Source organism: Oscillatoria sp. HE19RPO, from assembly GCF_024220515.1.
Classification (GTDB): domain Bacteria; phylum Cyanobacteriota; class Cyanobacteriia; order Cyanobacteriales; family Laspinemataceae; genus Laspinema.
This window is the reverse complement of the sequence record NZ_JAMXOT010000102.1, coordinates 1-12,822: the sequence shown is the minus strand read 5'-3', so window position 1 is coordinate 12,822 and position 12,822 is coordinate 1. Positions and strand designations below refer to the sequence as shown.

Here is a 12,822-nt window from a genome sequence, read left to right as displayed (position 1 = left end):
TTGACTTCAGTGCGCGATCGCATCATGCAGGCGATCGCCGGACTTTCTCAGTTGATTTCCCTGATAAGGGACTCTTTCAAAAGTGCTGACTGGGATCTCAACCAGTCCGATCGCCCGGGGATCTCCCAGTTGAGGAACTCTGGGATTGTCTGGGCGCAAGATTATGGCTTAGGGTTGTTCATGGGGTCCCACACCTAACCCGGTAGCGATCGCCTTGCAACTGCGGAATGGACTGGGGATCAATGTCTCTTCTCCCTGGCGATCAATCAACCAGATGCGATCGCCTCTTGGATCGTGGCAAATAGCACCACAGGAACCGCTCCAGGTCTGCTGTATCACTGCATTGTCTAAAGCAATGTTCACCCTTGCCTTTCTAAGCGTACCACTGGGTCGCTAAAATTTAGGTCACGGATTCCCCATGAAAATTTCCCGGGCTATCTTGTGGCAGATCTGCCCCATTGAGCCTCTGTGTCAGAGACTCGGGTGGCCATTCCCGTCTGAGGTTTGTCCTCAAGGCGATCGGGACGACTTGATCATATAGCCAATCTATAATCAGTTGGTCATTGAGAAAGCGAGCATCTTGCTCGCACTCCTAGTCATGGGGTTGAGTACATTTAAGCCCAATCTCTCATGCTTTCCTAGGATTTAGGCAATAAAATACTGAAATCTTGAAGAGAATCCCTATTGAAATATTTGACAATTATTATCCTGATTTACAAGCCTGGATGATTCAGCCCATTAAACGCTTTTGAACGAGTTGAATTACCCGATCCTCTATCTGAATCGGTCTGGTGTTCAGGATTCATCACTCCAGAAGAGAGAGCCAGCCAACCAACCCCGAGGTCTGGCTCAGAAAATATGGATTTGAATGCTGGTTCCGGGGAATAAAAAGATTAGAAAGATAACGAATTAGAAAGCAACGGCTAAGGTCTAACTTGACTAGATACTATCAGAAAACCTGAAAACAGGCTAGGGCAATAGCTTTAATTCAGTCCCCTTTTCTCTCGGTCTCCAGACACTTTTCTAAGACAGCATTCATTTGTTCAACCGCCTCTTGAATGCGATGCAAATGTTGAATGCAGGTGGTGATTTCCCAGGTATTGCCAAAACAGGCTAATAAATAGGTAGACTGGTGAACGATCTCTAAGGGACCCAGAAACTCGTTGCTCACCGTCTGAATCAGACGTGCTTTCAAATCGCACAGGGGCTTGGGTTCTGGGGATTGGCCCGAGTAAGGCGAAGTTGACATAGCGATTTCCCAATCATTAATATAACTAATATTCCCTAAAAGTTTTCCTAATGCAGCGATCGCGGGCGAGGGGTCCGGTGAGTCCGCCTGGGTTGACCTTGTGACTGAACTCTACAGAACTCAGTGAGGCCGATCGCATCGCCACCCGGGGGGAAACTCACCACCACCCTGGCGATCCCCGGGATTCACCCGTTGGCAACTCCCCAAACCCTTTAAAATAATCAAGTGACCTCTGGGGTCAAGGTGTTGATTCCAGCATTGATTCCACGGGTTTTTCCCAGGGCGAGATTCCTGTGTTTCTGTAGCCATTAAGGATCGACTATGAACCGAAAATTTCTCCTTCCTGCCGTCTTGTTCAGTTCCCTGTGCTTGACGAGTGTTGCCACTGCCGAAAATGTTCAACATACTCAACAACTGCTTTCCACCAAGCAATGTCCCCAGTGCGACCTCAGTGGTGCTGGTTTGGTGATGGCAGATCTGGCGAATGCTCAACTGAGTGGGGCCAATTTAGTCCGGGCGAATCTGAGTCGTGCTCAACTAACCGGGGCGGACCTCAGTGGTGCGAACCTCCAAGGGGCATCGTTCTTTGGCGCGAACCTGATGGGGGTGAATTTCCAGGGTGCGGATCTGCGGGGTGCCGATTTACGCGAGGCATATCTCGTGGATGTGGACTTAACCGGCGCACAGTTGGATGGGGCAAACCTCCAAGGGGCGATCGGAGCTCCGAGGACCGCCTTAGCGGTAGAGGATGTTTATAACTGGGGGGTTGCCGAAGCCCAGCGCAACAATCACAAGAAGGCGATCGCCTATTTCAATCAGGCATTAGTCCTGGATCCGGAATTTGCCCCCGCCTATCTCGCACGCAGTATCGTGCGGGCGGATACAGGCGATTTCTCCGGTGCTCAGGGCGATGCCGAATATGCGAAACAATTGTTTGCGATTCAAAACAATACTCAGGCTTTTGAAGCGACAGAAGCCCTGATTGCTCAAATTGAAGCGGCTCAAAATCCAGAAGAAGCCGGGGCAGGCGGGGGCGGATTTATGCGGTTTGTCGGGTCGATGGGGGTACTGTTGCTGCGATTAATGTTGTAAACCTTTTGTAGAATGGTGAGCTTTTGGATTTGACCGGCTTCAGGCTAAAGGGATTCAATTTACTGAAGAATAGGCGATCCCAGGCTTGGGAGTACCAATTCTGGGTGAATTTACGCAGGGAGTGCGATCTCGATCGCATTCCCATTTGCTCAAATCTCACCAATCCTTTGCGATCTGAATCACTCACTGGCTCTGGTTAATCAGCGATTCTACTAATAGAGGAGTTGAATCGGCCATTGAAAAGGAAGGTGCGCCAATGATATGGGAAAAACTATTTTTATCAGCGATAATTACCTTAATACTCAGTGTTTTTGCGAGTGGTTCTGACCAATTTGCCCCGCAACGACACTCTCATCAATCGGATCGGGGTTCCCTATCCCCCCTGGTCATGCTGATTAAATAACTCCGCCATCGAGTCGATTGTCTCTAATTCCGTGCATCTACTTTTACAATTTTTTATCCTAGAAACCCGATAGACCGATCGCATCAATCATCACCCCTCTCCCACCCCGATTCCCGCTACAGCATGGGGGTGGAGGTAGACGGGGCGGATCAACAAAACCGACGAAGGTTAAACCCCTCGCCGGTTTTCGATGTTTCCTTATTCAGCAGAGAGGGGAACCTGCGGCACCTTGGCGGCGATCGGCATTCGCCACCCTGTTCCAAAGGCGCGATCGGTGACTTTCAATCCCGGGGGGGCTTGTCGGCGCTTAAATTCCGCCCCATTTAACAACTTCACCACCCGTTGCACTAAGGCCGGTTCATATCCTGCCGCGACAATTTGGGGAATCGATTCATGATTGTGAATCAGGCGATCGAGAATATCATCCAGAATGTCATAAGGCGGCAGGGAATCTTGGTCAATTTGTCCCGGTTTGAGTTCGGCACTCGGGGGTTTACTCAGGACACTTTCAGGAATAATAATTTTCCCCGGTTCTCGGGAATTGAGCCATTGGCAAATGGCATAAACTTGAGTTTTCGGCACATCAGAAATAGCGGCTAATCCCCCATTCATATCCCCATACAAGGTACAATATCCCACAGCCATTTCTGATTTATTCCCAGTAGAAATGAGCAGATATCCAAATTTATTGGAGATTGCCATTAATAAATTCCCGCGAATCCGCGCTTGCAGATTTTCTTCAGTGACATCCCGGGGAGAGTCGGCAAACAAATCTTCCAGGGTCTTGTCATACCCTGCCATTAAATTCTCGATGGGAAGGGAGTAGGTTTTTATGCCGAGGTTTTCGGCGAGTTCCTGTGCATCAATAACGGATTGTTGGGAGGTATGGGGGGAAGACATGAGGACGCCGAGAACATTGGAGGGTCCGATCGCCTCACTAGCGATCGCCGCCACTAGGGACGAGTCAATCCCCCCACTTAACCCAATCACCACTTTAGAAAATCCACATTTGCGGGTATAGTCTCGCACTCCCAACACCAAGGCGGACCAGATTTCTTCGGCTTGACTCAGGGGTTTTGCGGGGGATGGGGTGACAGGTTCAGAGGCGATCGCCCCACTGTTGAAGGAAAGCGGACGTAAATCTCGGCTGTTTTCATCTAACTCCACCGCCACTAAATCCGCTTGAAATCCCGCAGCGAGGGCCACCCGTTCTCCCACTCCATTGAAGGCAATGCTATATCCATCAAAAATCAAGTCATCATTGCCCCCGACTTGATTAGCATAGATAATTGGTTTGTGATATCGGACGGCGATATGATTGAGCATGGCTTCTCGGAGTTTTTGTTTCCCCATACTGTAGGGAGAGGCGGATAAATTAATAATGATATCCGCTCCTTCTTCGACTAAATTGGCAATGGGATTAGTGGGGTATTGCCGTTTTCCCCAAAATTCTTCATCATTCCATAAGTCTTCGCAAATCGTTACCCCGATGCGGATGGGGGGAGAAACCTCGGGATTGGCGGGAATGCCGAATTCTCCTAAATTAAAATAATTACTGACATAGGAGGGTTCAAAATAGCGATTTTCATCAAATACATCGTAGGTCGGCAATAGGCGTTTGTGGAAATAGTGTTGAATTTTGCCCTTGAAAAGTAAGGCGATACTATTATATAAGGATTTGCCTCCGGTGGTATGGGCGAGGGTATGGGTTTCCACGGTTCCCACCAAGACAGCGACTGCCGGAGGTAATTCTTGGGCCAGTTGTTGTAATTGCGCGGACATCGCCTGGATAAAACTCGGACGCAAGAGCAAATCCCGAGGGGGATAACCGCACAAAGAGAGTTCTGGAGTCAGCATCAGGTCAATTCCCTGGGTGGCAGCTTGGGTGGCAGCTTCCAGAATCTGTTGGGAATTGCCTTGGAGATCTCCAATGGTGGGATTGAGTTGGGCGATCGCAATTTTCATAAGATTGAGTAACCAATTGGGGAATAAACGGGTAAAATTTAAAATTATTTCAAGTGAGAAAAATGAGCCTAAAAAACGACTTCTTCCTCTTCTCCTCCCATCTTCTCCCCCTTCCCTCTGAGGGAAGGGGGTTGGGGGGTTAGGTCAATGTGGGCGATCCAGCAAACAAACATGATATTAAAACTCTCCTTAAATAAACACTAAGGGTTTATCTTTCAACGGCGCAAATGCCTCGGCATCAAAGCGGTAGAGGGCTGCTGGCCGCCCTGCGCCGCGAGACACTTTCATTTTTGTATCCGATAAAAAGCCCAGTTTGAGAATTTTGGCCCGAAAATTAGAATAATCGGAGAAATTTTCTCCTAAAACGGTTGCATAGAGTTGATACAGTTCACTTAAGGTAAATAATTCCGGCAGCACATCAAAGGCGATCGGGCTGTATTCCAGTTTGTTTCGCAGGCGGCGATGACCATATTCAACCATGCAATTGTGATCGAAAGCCAGATGCGGCACTTCATCCAGGGGATACCAGGCAATCCCCCGGACTCCAGTGCCCATCAGTTGAGCTTCTTCAAACCGGACTAAGGCAAAATAGCTCACGGACAGATAGCGCAAGGGTTGAGAGTCGGAAAGTTCCCGGGGGTCGCGTCCGGGTCCGGCAAAGGTGTATAGTTGCTCTAGGTAGAGATTTTGGACTTGGATTTTTTCGGATAAAATGCGATAGGCCGCATCCTCCAGGGATTCACCGTGACGAACTAAAGTACCGGGTAAACTCCATTGTCCGAGAAAGGGGTCACTTTCGCGCATGACGAGGAGAACCAGCAAGCGATTTTGTGCGGGATCGACAGAGAAGATTGCATTATCGACTCCCACTTTAAAGTTGAGTGGAAGGCCCAAAGACGCTGCCATTGGTTTAGCTCACATCCTGATAGGCGTATAAGTTTTCCCGTTGGATATAACGGGCCACTGGGGGGGTGAGGACTTGTGAGGTTTGGGTTTGACGATAGGCGGTAGAGGAAACATCGGGAAGATGCAAGTCGGCGATCGCCACCGATGCACCCAGTTCCCGGAGTCGGTCTAGTTCCGGTTCGTGAATGGGGTTTCCGGGTCGCGGGACAACCAGCAGATTGACTAGACAGAGCAATTCCTCCACCTGATACCACCGAGGCAACTGGGGAATTAAGTCTGACCCAATTACCAGATACAGTTCAGCCTCGGGCCATTTTTGGCGGGCAATTCGCACCGTTTCTAAGGTCCGGGGTTGGCTGAGTTCCGCATCAAAGTAGAGATTATCCCGAGGATTCTCCGGGTCTTCCATCAGCAACTGCAACATCTGCGATCGATGGGACAGGGGGGTTTGATGAGACTTAAAGGGATTATCCGACGCCCAAATTGCCACGGCATCAAACTCTTGAGACAGCCAACTGACTATCTCTTCATGGGCTTTGGTCGGGGGGTCGGCACTGGTACCAAAGAGTGCAAGGGTAATCATCTTTCAATGAGGGGGTGAGAACGACAAAATCTATCAATGCTAGAGTGCTGAGTTTCCAAGTCATCCGGGGGATGAATCATACCCAATCCGGTTGTCTCAAGTCTATATTTCTCTTTAGCCTGCGGAGGCAGGCTTCGTCTTGTGAGCCTCCACCCTTGAGGGTGTGGGTTTTTTATCCCAACCGAATTCCCTATCACTCACCACTCCCGGAGGAAAACAGAAATTGAGGATCAAGACAAAACTCGCCGATGGTGCACCCGGACTGGTGAAAATAGTCAGAGTTTGAAAAAAAGGCTCACATTTTATAATTCTGTAAGGTTTCTGCGGTCAGGGTTTGTAAGGCAGTCGAAATCTCTACCGATGCACCACTGGGTCGATTGATCCGGCGAAGTTCTGGGGGAAGAGACGCCACGGAATGTCTAGTTCTTTCGGCGATCGCCTCTAACATTTCCGGAGGATGAACCCGCTGTCCCTCTTTGAAAAATAGCTGCATCATTGGCACTTCACCAGGTTGAATGGCCTCACTGACCAATCCCAGGCGATCGCCCACAATCTGTCCATCCTCATAGCGTCGGAAAATCTGCTTCCGTCCGGGATAGCTGACTTTGCCGCTAGAATTTTTCATCACCGGCACCCCATCAATCTCTACAATTTTATAAACCCCATTTACCGGAACACCTGTAACTAACTTAGTCCCGATGCCAAAGCCATCAATGGGACAACCCGAGGCTTTCAAGTCGGCAATTTTCCACTCATCCAAATCCCCACTCACAAAAATGGGGACATCGGGAAGCAGTTCTTGCACCTGTTTGGACAATTGGATTAAATCCCCGGAATCCAGGCGCACTCCTCCGACTTCCATTTCTCCGGCTTGGAGGCGATCGGCGATTTTCCGGGCCGCTTCAATCGGATCATAAGTATCAATGAGTAAGGGAGAACCGGGAAAATAATGCTGAAACGCTCGAAACGCCTGCATCTCACTCCCTTCTGTCGCCGAGAGGGCCATCACCAGAGCGTGAGCCATCGTTCCCGAAGGTTTCCGACCTAATTTAAGTGCGGCCAACACATTCGAGGTGGCATCCATTCCGGCTGCTAAAGCAGCACGGGCGGCCCACAGGGAGGCTTGAGGACTAAAGGCTCGTCGGGTACCAAACTCCAAAATGGAGGCTTCGGGACCGGCGACATCGCGAATGCGCGCCGATCGCGTCGCGACAAGGGTCTGATAATTAATCGTATTCAGTAAATAGGTTTCGACGATTTGAGCTTGCCACAGGGGGGCCTCCACCCGCAGCAACGGTTCATTGGCAAAGACTGCCGTTCCTTCGGGAACCGCCCACACATTACCCTCAAACCGGGCATCGGCCAGGAGGGACCAAAACTTATCAGAAGCCCTGGAAAAAATTCCGGTGGCTTGCAAACTGGCTATCTGGACCTCGGTGAACCGGAATTGCTCTAGGTACTCAAAGACTTGAGCTAACCCCATTGCAATTAAATAACCGAAGCCTTCGGGAAGTTTACGAACAAACAGCTCAAAGCTGGCGGTTCTGCCGTCGAGACCTTCCCCGGTGTAACAGGCGGCCATTGTCAATTGATAGAGATCGGTTAACAGACTATAGTCTTCTGGGACAACAGTCAGTTCTGATCCGTCTTTACCCGCTTGGGAAGGGGGTTGCGGATTGAGATCGTTGGGTTCAGTGGCAGTTGCCATGTGCCAGCTTCCTTGCTGAGAGGGGTTGGTTTAATTATAGTGGCATTTACCAAAATCTGTCACCGGATCCGGATAAAAATCCCAGGAGATGGGGACCATCGCCCCCATCTCCTGGGATTTTCGGCAATTTTTCCAACCAGGGTTATAGTGGAATTCATTAAAAATCTCGGGTCTCATCGTTTTCCCGAGGGCATTTCTCTGGGCGACCTTGAAAGAAACAGACCAAATTAACAACAAATATGCTATAATTTTCTAGGGATTTATGCTGAGTTAAAATCGTAACAAATTGTAAACCCATCCTAGCGCCCCATTCCGGTTAATCCCTGGATTCAAGTATTGCGAACTAATAAGTTATCCTAAAAATTATTGCAAAATTGACCGCTCCCTGGGGAACTCAGGTAAAGTAAAAAGTAACGAGGTCTAGGGATTGCGATCGCTGACTCGGTTAACCTAAATGAACCTAATGAGGAGTTTTATCATGAACCTTTCAAAAACCATTGGTGACTTTTTCCAATACGTTTCAGAAGCAGCCGCTCGAATCTTTGGACCCAACGATGATAAATATCCGGAAACCGGGGTTCAACCCTTTGACGGCGACCCCAACCGAGGAGAAGAATGGTCCTAGATTGTAGTTAGGACAGGAGTGTAACAAAACCTGAGTGTTGAAATTAGTTGAAATACCTAAAAAGAACCCCATCCCTACCCTATCCTTCCGATGGGGTTCTTTTTATGGAGAATTTGACACAACACCTCCCCAGTTCAGGTGAAATTTCCAGGGACAACCTTTACAAAATTTGATGCAAGAAAAAGCAGAACGCCGCACTCCCAATGGGAACCGTGAGATTATCAATTCCCAGTTTAGAAAACGCTTCTAAGACGGTTGCCACCCCAGCCACCCCAAGAGCAATCAACCCAATATTCCAGAGATTTCCCTCGACAAGGGCTAAGATAGAAGCGGTGACCAGGAAACTCACCAGAGCCATTGTCGCCGACCCTTCCCAACTCTTCTTTTCTCCCCAAAGTTGATAGGGATGCTGACCAAACCGCTGACCGATTAAAGCGGCTAAACCATCTCCATAAGTCATGATTAAAATTCCGATGGCGGCATATTGGGGAAGTTCTAACGGCCAAAACCAGGCCACCAAAATGCCGATACTAATGGCATAGAAAAATGTTCCTAAACTTTGGCGTCCGACACTATTAATTCCCGGGAGAATGGGAAATTGGTAAGAAATTAGGGCAATCGTCCCGGCTATAATAGAAGCTGCGATCGCCACCCAACCGGGAATCTGTAGCCACCATGCCAACAAAATCACATTGCCGGTGCCAATATGAACGACCTTGCGAACCACTTCGGAATCAGTTTGGGTAAAACGATGCAACCCTTCAGCAAAAATCAGGAGCAACCCCAACCACAACCCAACGGCTGCTACTTGTAACCCCAGGGGTAAAATGGATTCTAATGGGAATAGGGAAGTCAACACAGAATTTAAGGAGTAAAACAGCTTAAAGGTTTCTATGAGTGTAGGGGATTGAGGCCATCGGGCGATCGGCAATCTCTAAAAAATTTAGGACTTCCCTAATCTCGGGAAGTCCCAGAACGAGTCAAAATAAATAAACCCTGGCAATTCTCTATTGGATTAAGTTATGAAATGGCTGATGATTCGGTTAATTCGAGGATATCGACTGTTAATTTCTCCCTTATTTCCGCCCACTTGTCGATTTCATCCGACTTGTTCCCAATATGCAATCGAGGCGATCGACCGTTTTGGACCTAGGCGCGGGGGATGGATGGCATTCCGTCGGGTGTTGCGCTGTCATCCGTTACATCCGGGAGGATATGACCCTGTACCGGAGGTGCCTGAAAAAAACACTGAATCGATGGGAGTGGAAAAATAAGGCGATTGCAAAATATAAATCATCCCACCGTTCAACTGAAAGGAAGGTATCTGTAGGGGCTACTCCGTCTGATCCGTCACAACGACTGAAGTCGGGACGTTGAACGGGGAGATGGGTTTTGGGTTGGTGAATTGTGGCGAAGGACTGAAGATAACGACTGAAGTCGGGACGTTGAACGGGGGAAGTGGTTTGGGGTGGGTGAATTGTGGCGAAGGACTGAAGATAACGACTGAAGTCGGGACGTTGAACGGGGGAAGTGATTTTGGGTTGGTGAATTGTTGCGAACGACTGGGGATAACGACTGAAGTCGGGACGTTGAACATCGGAAGAGAATTTGATTAATCCATCATGCGGAGTCTGCCGCGTTTAGTGCTGTAGATTAGGCGATTGATAATATCCTGATGCTCCTCAGTCAGGGAGTTGCGTAAGATTGCCATCCGTAGACGATAGCGATCGCTCTTTGTCATTTGGCCCGAGAACAAGATATCACCAAATAATTCTTCCAGGGGTTTGGGGTGCTTGCTATCGAAAATTTTCATAAGGGTTAAAGAGATTTCGTAAATAAGTCTTTCAATTCTGGCGGCAAGGGGGGGATTTGGGTGCGATCGCATTCATGACTACCCTGCGATCGAGATCATCCTTGACTCTGATTATCATCACTGACAAAAAAGTTTCCGGCAGTTGCGCCTCAAAGCTATCCCGCCATACCGCATTTTTGACTAAATTTACAAAATTGTAATAATTATTAATGTAAAACATCCAGAAAAAAAGCCCAATCTGGAGAGTAAGATTGGGCTATCAAATCAACTATTTTACTGAAAACTTATACATCGTAAATCCGAGCTTCAGAAGCACCTGGATGCTCTAAACAGTAGCGTTCAAAAGCCGATTTTGGTTCTTGGGTTCTTCTGTGGGCTGCGATGCTGAGGAGTTCCTCGACAATATCCCATGCTACTGCGCTTTCGGGAGATTCAATGCCTTTTTCTGCTGCGATCGCCCTGGCTTCATCCCGTGCCATATCAATGCGTAGGCTCAGGGGAATGGAGTGGCCTTGATTTTCTTGGGAATTTGCCCCATAATTCCGGGTATTTGCGAGCCTTTGGGTTCTAGTTAAAACTTGAGCCATGATGGATTACCTCATCCAAAAATTAATAGGTTTCTCAAGCACCCGACTCTAGTCGATTCCTTCGAGAAAACCTCATACTTGTATTGTAGCTTGACCACCCGACCTTGGGGGTGTAAATAACCGTAACACTTTATTGCAAAAGGTTTCACTCCCATCAATACCACGCCCTGAAAGCCTTTTCCGGGGACTGCACTTGATTTATCATTCCAAAACATTAGACTTCTTGCAGAATTGTCTTAAGCCCCCCTTGGGAAGGGGGGTTGGGGGGATCAATCCGAATTTTTGTAAGAGGTTTATTAAAATAGATTAAAATAGATCATCCAATGTAAAGAACCGTTGCTTTTATGACTGTGGCTGACTCCGCTCAAACTCCAAAACGCGCCAATCCATTTTTGTCCCTCAACCTGGAAACTGCCCTGGAATCCTTGGGGGAAGACTACTACGATATCGTTCCGGCTGCTGAATTTCCCCAGCAGATTCTCCGGTTTCGGAATGACGAATTATTACAAAAATTAGGATTAGAACCCTCCACCGTAACCGATGAAGATTTTATCGAAGCTTTTGGTTATTTTCAGGGCGTTCGACCATTTTTAGCCCTGCGCTATCATGGTTATCAATTTGGCGAATATAATCCCAATTTAGGGGATGGCCGGGGCTTTGTCTACGCACAAGTCCGGGGGACCGATGGCAAACTCTACGACTTCGGCACCAAAGGCAGTGGCAGAACCCCTTATTCCCGTCATGCCGATGGACGGTTAACCCTCAAAGGCGGAGTCAGAGAAGTTTTAGCTGCCGAAATGTTGCATCGGATGGGAGTTAGAACCTCTCGCTGTTTCAGTTTAGTTGAAACCGGCGAACAATTGTGGCGAGGAGACGAACCTTCTCCGACGCGATCATCGGTGATGATCCGCTTTAGTGAATCTCATATTCGATTTGGCACTTTTGAACGGTTGCACTATTTAGGACGAAAAGATTTAATCGAAAAACTCTTAGATTGGGTAATCGCCCATTATTATCCTCATCTCAATGATACTCTACCGCCCTTGACCTCCGAGGGTACGGGAAACCCAAAAGAAAAATACGCCCGATTTTATCAAGAACTGGTGCAACGGGTGGCTACCTTGACGGCACAATGGATGGCAGCCGGATTTTGTCATGCGGTGTTAAATACGGATAATATGTCCATCACCGGGGAAAGTTTCGATTATGGACCTTTTGCCTTTATTCCCACTTACAACTTAAAATTTACCGCTGCCTACTTTGATTATTATGGTCGCTACAGTTACGGGAATCAACCGGCAATCTGTCGTTGGAATCTGCAAATGTTGCAAGTGCCGTTAAAGGCGGTGATTAATGAGGCTGACATGGAAGCCGCATTAGAGGAATATTATGACCATTATAACCGAGAATATCGCCAACTGATGCTGAGTAAGTTGGGATTTGGGGCAGAAATGCCGGAAGAGGCAGGAACGGAGTTGGTGCAATTAACTCTGCAACTTTTGGCTGAGTCTCAGGTGGAGTATCCGGAGTTCTTTTGGCAACTCAGACAGCAGTTTTCTCCGGAGTGGCGGGAAAACTGTGACTGCATTTTTGGCCCGATGGAAACCGATTCCGAACTGTTCGCCTCTTGGCAACGAGCCTATTTTCATTTATTGCAGTTTGTGGGAACAGCAGATTTAGAGGGAATGCGAGAACGGATGGCAAAATATAATCCGCAAACGGTGATACTCCGCCCCAAAATTGAGGCGGTGTGGGAACCGATCGCCCAGGAAGATAATTGGCAGCCGTTTTATGAGTTGTTGGACCAAATTAAAAGGGATTAGAACTCTATAGCGGTTCCCAGACTTGTGGGGTACAGATATTTATAGGAGTGCGTTGGCGAAGCCTGTGC

Annotated in this window: 15 protein-coding genes; 4 read left to right on the top strand and 11 right to left on the bottom strand. The window is 48.3% G+C overall.

What is annotated here, in order from left to right; all coding sequences use genetic code 11:
- Positions 1-6 precede the first annotated feature (6 nt).
- The 3 genes from NG833_RS09905 to NG833_RS09895 form a co-directional block, all read right to left on the bottom strand.
- Positions 7-159: a hypothetical protein gene (locus NG833_RS09905; RefSeq protein WP_254565128.1), complete on the bottom strand. Its 153-nt coding sequence runs from the start codon at positions 157-159 to the stop codon at positions 7-9.
- A 9-nt stretch (positions 160-168) separates the two neighbouring features.
- Positions 169-363, bottom strand: a complete 195-nt coding sequence (locus NG833_RS09900; protein ID WP_254565127.1) for a hypothetical protein — start codon at positions 361-363, stop codon at positions 169-171.
- Positions 364-988: 625 nt separating this feature from the next.
- A complete protein-coding gene (locus NG833_RS09895; protein WP_254565126.1) occupies positions 989-1,249 on the bottom strand; it encodes a hypothetical protein in 261 nt (86 codons plus the stop codon).
- Positions 1,250-1,570: 321 nt separating this feature from the next.
- Between NG833_RS09895 and NG833_RS09890 the strand changes: the two genes are divergently transcribed.
- On the top strand, positions 1,571-2,341 hold the full coding sequence (locus NG833_RS09890; protein ID WP_254565125.1) for a pentapeptide repeat-containing protein: 771 nt from the start codon (positions 1,571-1,573) through the stop codon (positions 2,339-2,341).
- 601 nt (positions 2,342-2,942) lie between these two features.
- On the opposite strand, the gene NG833_RS09885 is transcribed toward NG833_RS09890, so the two are convergent.
- The 4 genes from NG833_RS09885 to NG833_RS09870 all read right to left on the bottom strand — a co-directional run bounded on the left by NG833_RS09885 (position 2,943) and on the right by NG833_RS09870 (position 7,906).
- Complete coding sequence (locus tag NG833_RS09885; RefSeq protein WP_254565124.1) at positions 2,943-4,709, bottom strand: NAD+ synthase; 1,767 nt, start codon at positions 4,707-4,709, stop codon at positions 2,943-2,945.
- Between the two features lie 189 nt (positions 4,710-4,898).
- Entirely contained in the window at positions 4,899-5,615 is a 717-nt protein-coding gene (locus NG833_RS09880) for an NUDIX domain-containing protein (RefSeq protein WP_254565123.1), read from the bottom strand.
- A gap of 4 nt (positions 5,616-5,619) precedes the next feature.
- Complete coding sequence (locus NG833_RS09875) at positions 5,620-6,198, bottom strand: nicotinate-nucleotide adenylyltransferase (protein ID WP_254565122.1); 579 nt, start codon at positions 6,196-6,198, stop codon at positions 5,620-5,622.
- A gap of 295 nt (positions 6,199-6,493) precedes the next feature.
- Positions 6,494-7,906 carry a nicotinate phosphoribosyltransferase gene (locus tag NG833_RS09870; RefSeq protein ID WP_254565121.1) on the bottom strand — a complete coding sequence of 471 codons (1,413 nt, stop codon included), beginning with the start codon at positions 7,904-7,906 and terminating at the stop codon, positions 6,494-6,496.
- A gap of 478 nt (positions 7,907-8,384) precedes the next feature.
- On the opposite strand from NG833_RS09870, the gene NG833_RS09865 reads away from it, so the two are divergent.
- Positions 8,385-8,531, top strand: a complete 147-nt coding sequence (locus tag NG833_RS09865) for an isochorismate synthase (protein ID WP_254565120.1) — start codon at positions 8,385-8,387, stop codon at positions 8,529-8,531.
- A gap of 160 nt (positions 8,532-8,691) precedes the next feature.
- Here the strand turns inward: NG833_RS09865 and NG833_RS09860 are convergent, their stop codons facing one another.
- Positions 8,692-9,390: a diacylglycerol/polyprenol kinase family protein gene (locus tag NG833_RS09860; RefSeq protein ID WP_254565119.1), complete on the bottom strand. Its 699-nt coding sequence runs from the start codon at positions 9,388-9,390 to the stop codon at positions 8,692-8,694.
- A gap of 163 nt (positions 9,391-9,553) precedes the next feature.
- Between NG833_RS09860 and yidD the strand changes: the two genes are divergently transcribed.
- Positions 9,554-9,805, top strand: a complete 252-nt coding sequence (gene yidD / locus NG833_RS09855; RefSeq protein ID WP_254565118.1) for a membrane protein insertion efficiency factor YidD — start codon at positions 9,554-9,556, stop codon at positions 9,803-9,805.
- Positions 9,806-10,143: 338 nt separating this feature from the next.
- Here the strand turns inward: yidD and NG833_RS09850 are convergent, their stop codons facing one another.
- The 3 genes from NG833_RS09850 to NG833_RS09840 all read right to left on the bottom strand — a co-directional run bounded on the left by NG833_RS09850 (position 10,144) and on the right by NG833_RS09840 (position 10,931).
- Positions 10,144-10,344, bottom strand: a complete 201-nt coding sequence (locus tag NG833_RS09850) for a hypothetical protein (RefSeq protein ID WP_254565117.1) — start codon at positions 10,342-10,344, stop codon at positions 10,144-10,146.
- A gap of 31 nt (positions 10,345-10,375) precedes the next feature.
- Complete coding sequence (locus NG833_RS09845; RefSeq protein WP_254565116.1) at positions 10,376-10,564, bottom strand: hypothetical protein; 189 nt, start codon at positions 10,562-10,564, stop codon at positions 10,376-10,378.
- Positions 10,565-10,628: 64 nt separating this feature from the next.
- Positions 10,629-10,931: a Calvin cycle protein CP12 gene (locus NG833_RS09840; RefSeq protein ID WP_254565115.1), complete on the bottom strand. Its 303-nt coding sequence runs from the start codon at positions 10,929-10,931 to the stop codon at positions 10,629-10,631.
- A gap of 344 nt (positions 10,932-11,275) precedes the next feature.
- Between NG833_RS09840 and NG833_RS09835 the strand changes: the two genes are divergently transcribed.
- Complete coding sequence (locus NG833_RS09835) at positions 11,276-12,754, top strand: YdiU family protein (protein ID WP_254565114.1); 1,479 nt, start codon at positions 11,276-11,278, stop codon at positions 12,752-12,754.
- The last annotated feature ends 68 nt before the right edge of the window (positions 12,755-12,822 follow it).

Excerpts from the sequence above, each read along its gene's own strand:
- NG833_RS09880 (WP_254565123.1), bottom strand. The coding sequence starts at position 5,615 with ATGGCAGCGTCTTTGGGCCTTCCACTCAACTTTAAAGTGGGAGTCGAT.
- NG833_RS09840 (WP_254565115.1), bottom strand. The coding sequence starts at position 10,931 with ATGGCTCAAGTTTTAACTAGAACCCAAAGGCTCGCAAATACCCGGAAT.
- NG833_RS09875 (WP_254565122.1), bottom strand. The coding sequence starts at position 6,198 with ATGATTACCCTTGCACTCTTTGGTACCAGTGCCGACCCCCCGACCAAA.
- yidD (WP_254565118.1), top strand. The coding sequence starts at position 9,554 with ATGAAATGGCTGATGATTCGGTTAATTCGAGGATATCGACTGTTAATT.
- NG833_RS09865 (WP_254565120.1), top strand. The coding sequence starts at position 8,385 with ATGAACCTTTCAAAAACCATTGGTGACTTTTTCCAATACGTTTCAGAA.
- NG833_RS09870 (WP_254565121.1), bottom strand. The coding sequence starts at position 7,906 with ATGGCAACTGCCACTGAACCCAACGATCTCAATCCGCAACCCCCTTCC.
- NG833_RS09885 (WP_254565124.1), bottom strand. The coding sequence starts at position 4,709 with ATGAAAATTGCGATCGCCCAACTCAATCCCACCATTGGAGATCTCCAA.
- NG833_RS09895 (WP_254565126.1), bottom strand. The coding sequence starts at position 1,249 with ATGTCAACTTCGCCTTACTCGGGCCAATCCCCAGAACCCAAGCCCCTG.
- NG833_RS09845 (WP_254565116.1), bottom strand. The coding sequence starts at position 10,564 with ATGTTTTACATTAATAATTATTACAATTTTGTAAATTTAGTCAAAAAT.
- NG833_RS09890 (WP_254565125.1), top strand. The coding sequence starts at position 1,571 with ATGAACCGAAAATTTCTCCTTCCTGCCGTCTTGTTCAGTTCCCTGTGC.
- NG833_RS09835 (WP_254565114.1), top strand. The coding sequence starts at position 11,276 with ATGACTGTGGCTGACTCCGCTCAAACTCCAAAACGCGCCAATCCATTT.
- NG833_RS09850 (WP_254565117.1), bottom strand. The coding sequence starts at position 10,344 with ATGAAAATTTTCGATAGCAAGCACCCCAAACCCCTGGAAGAATTATTT.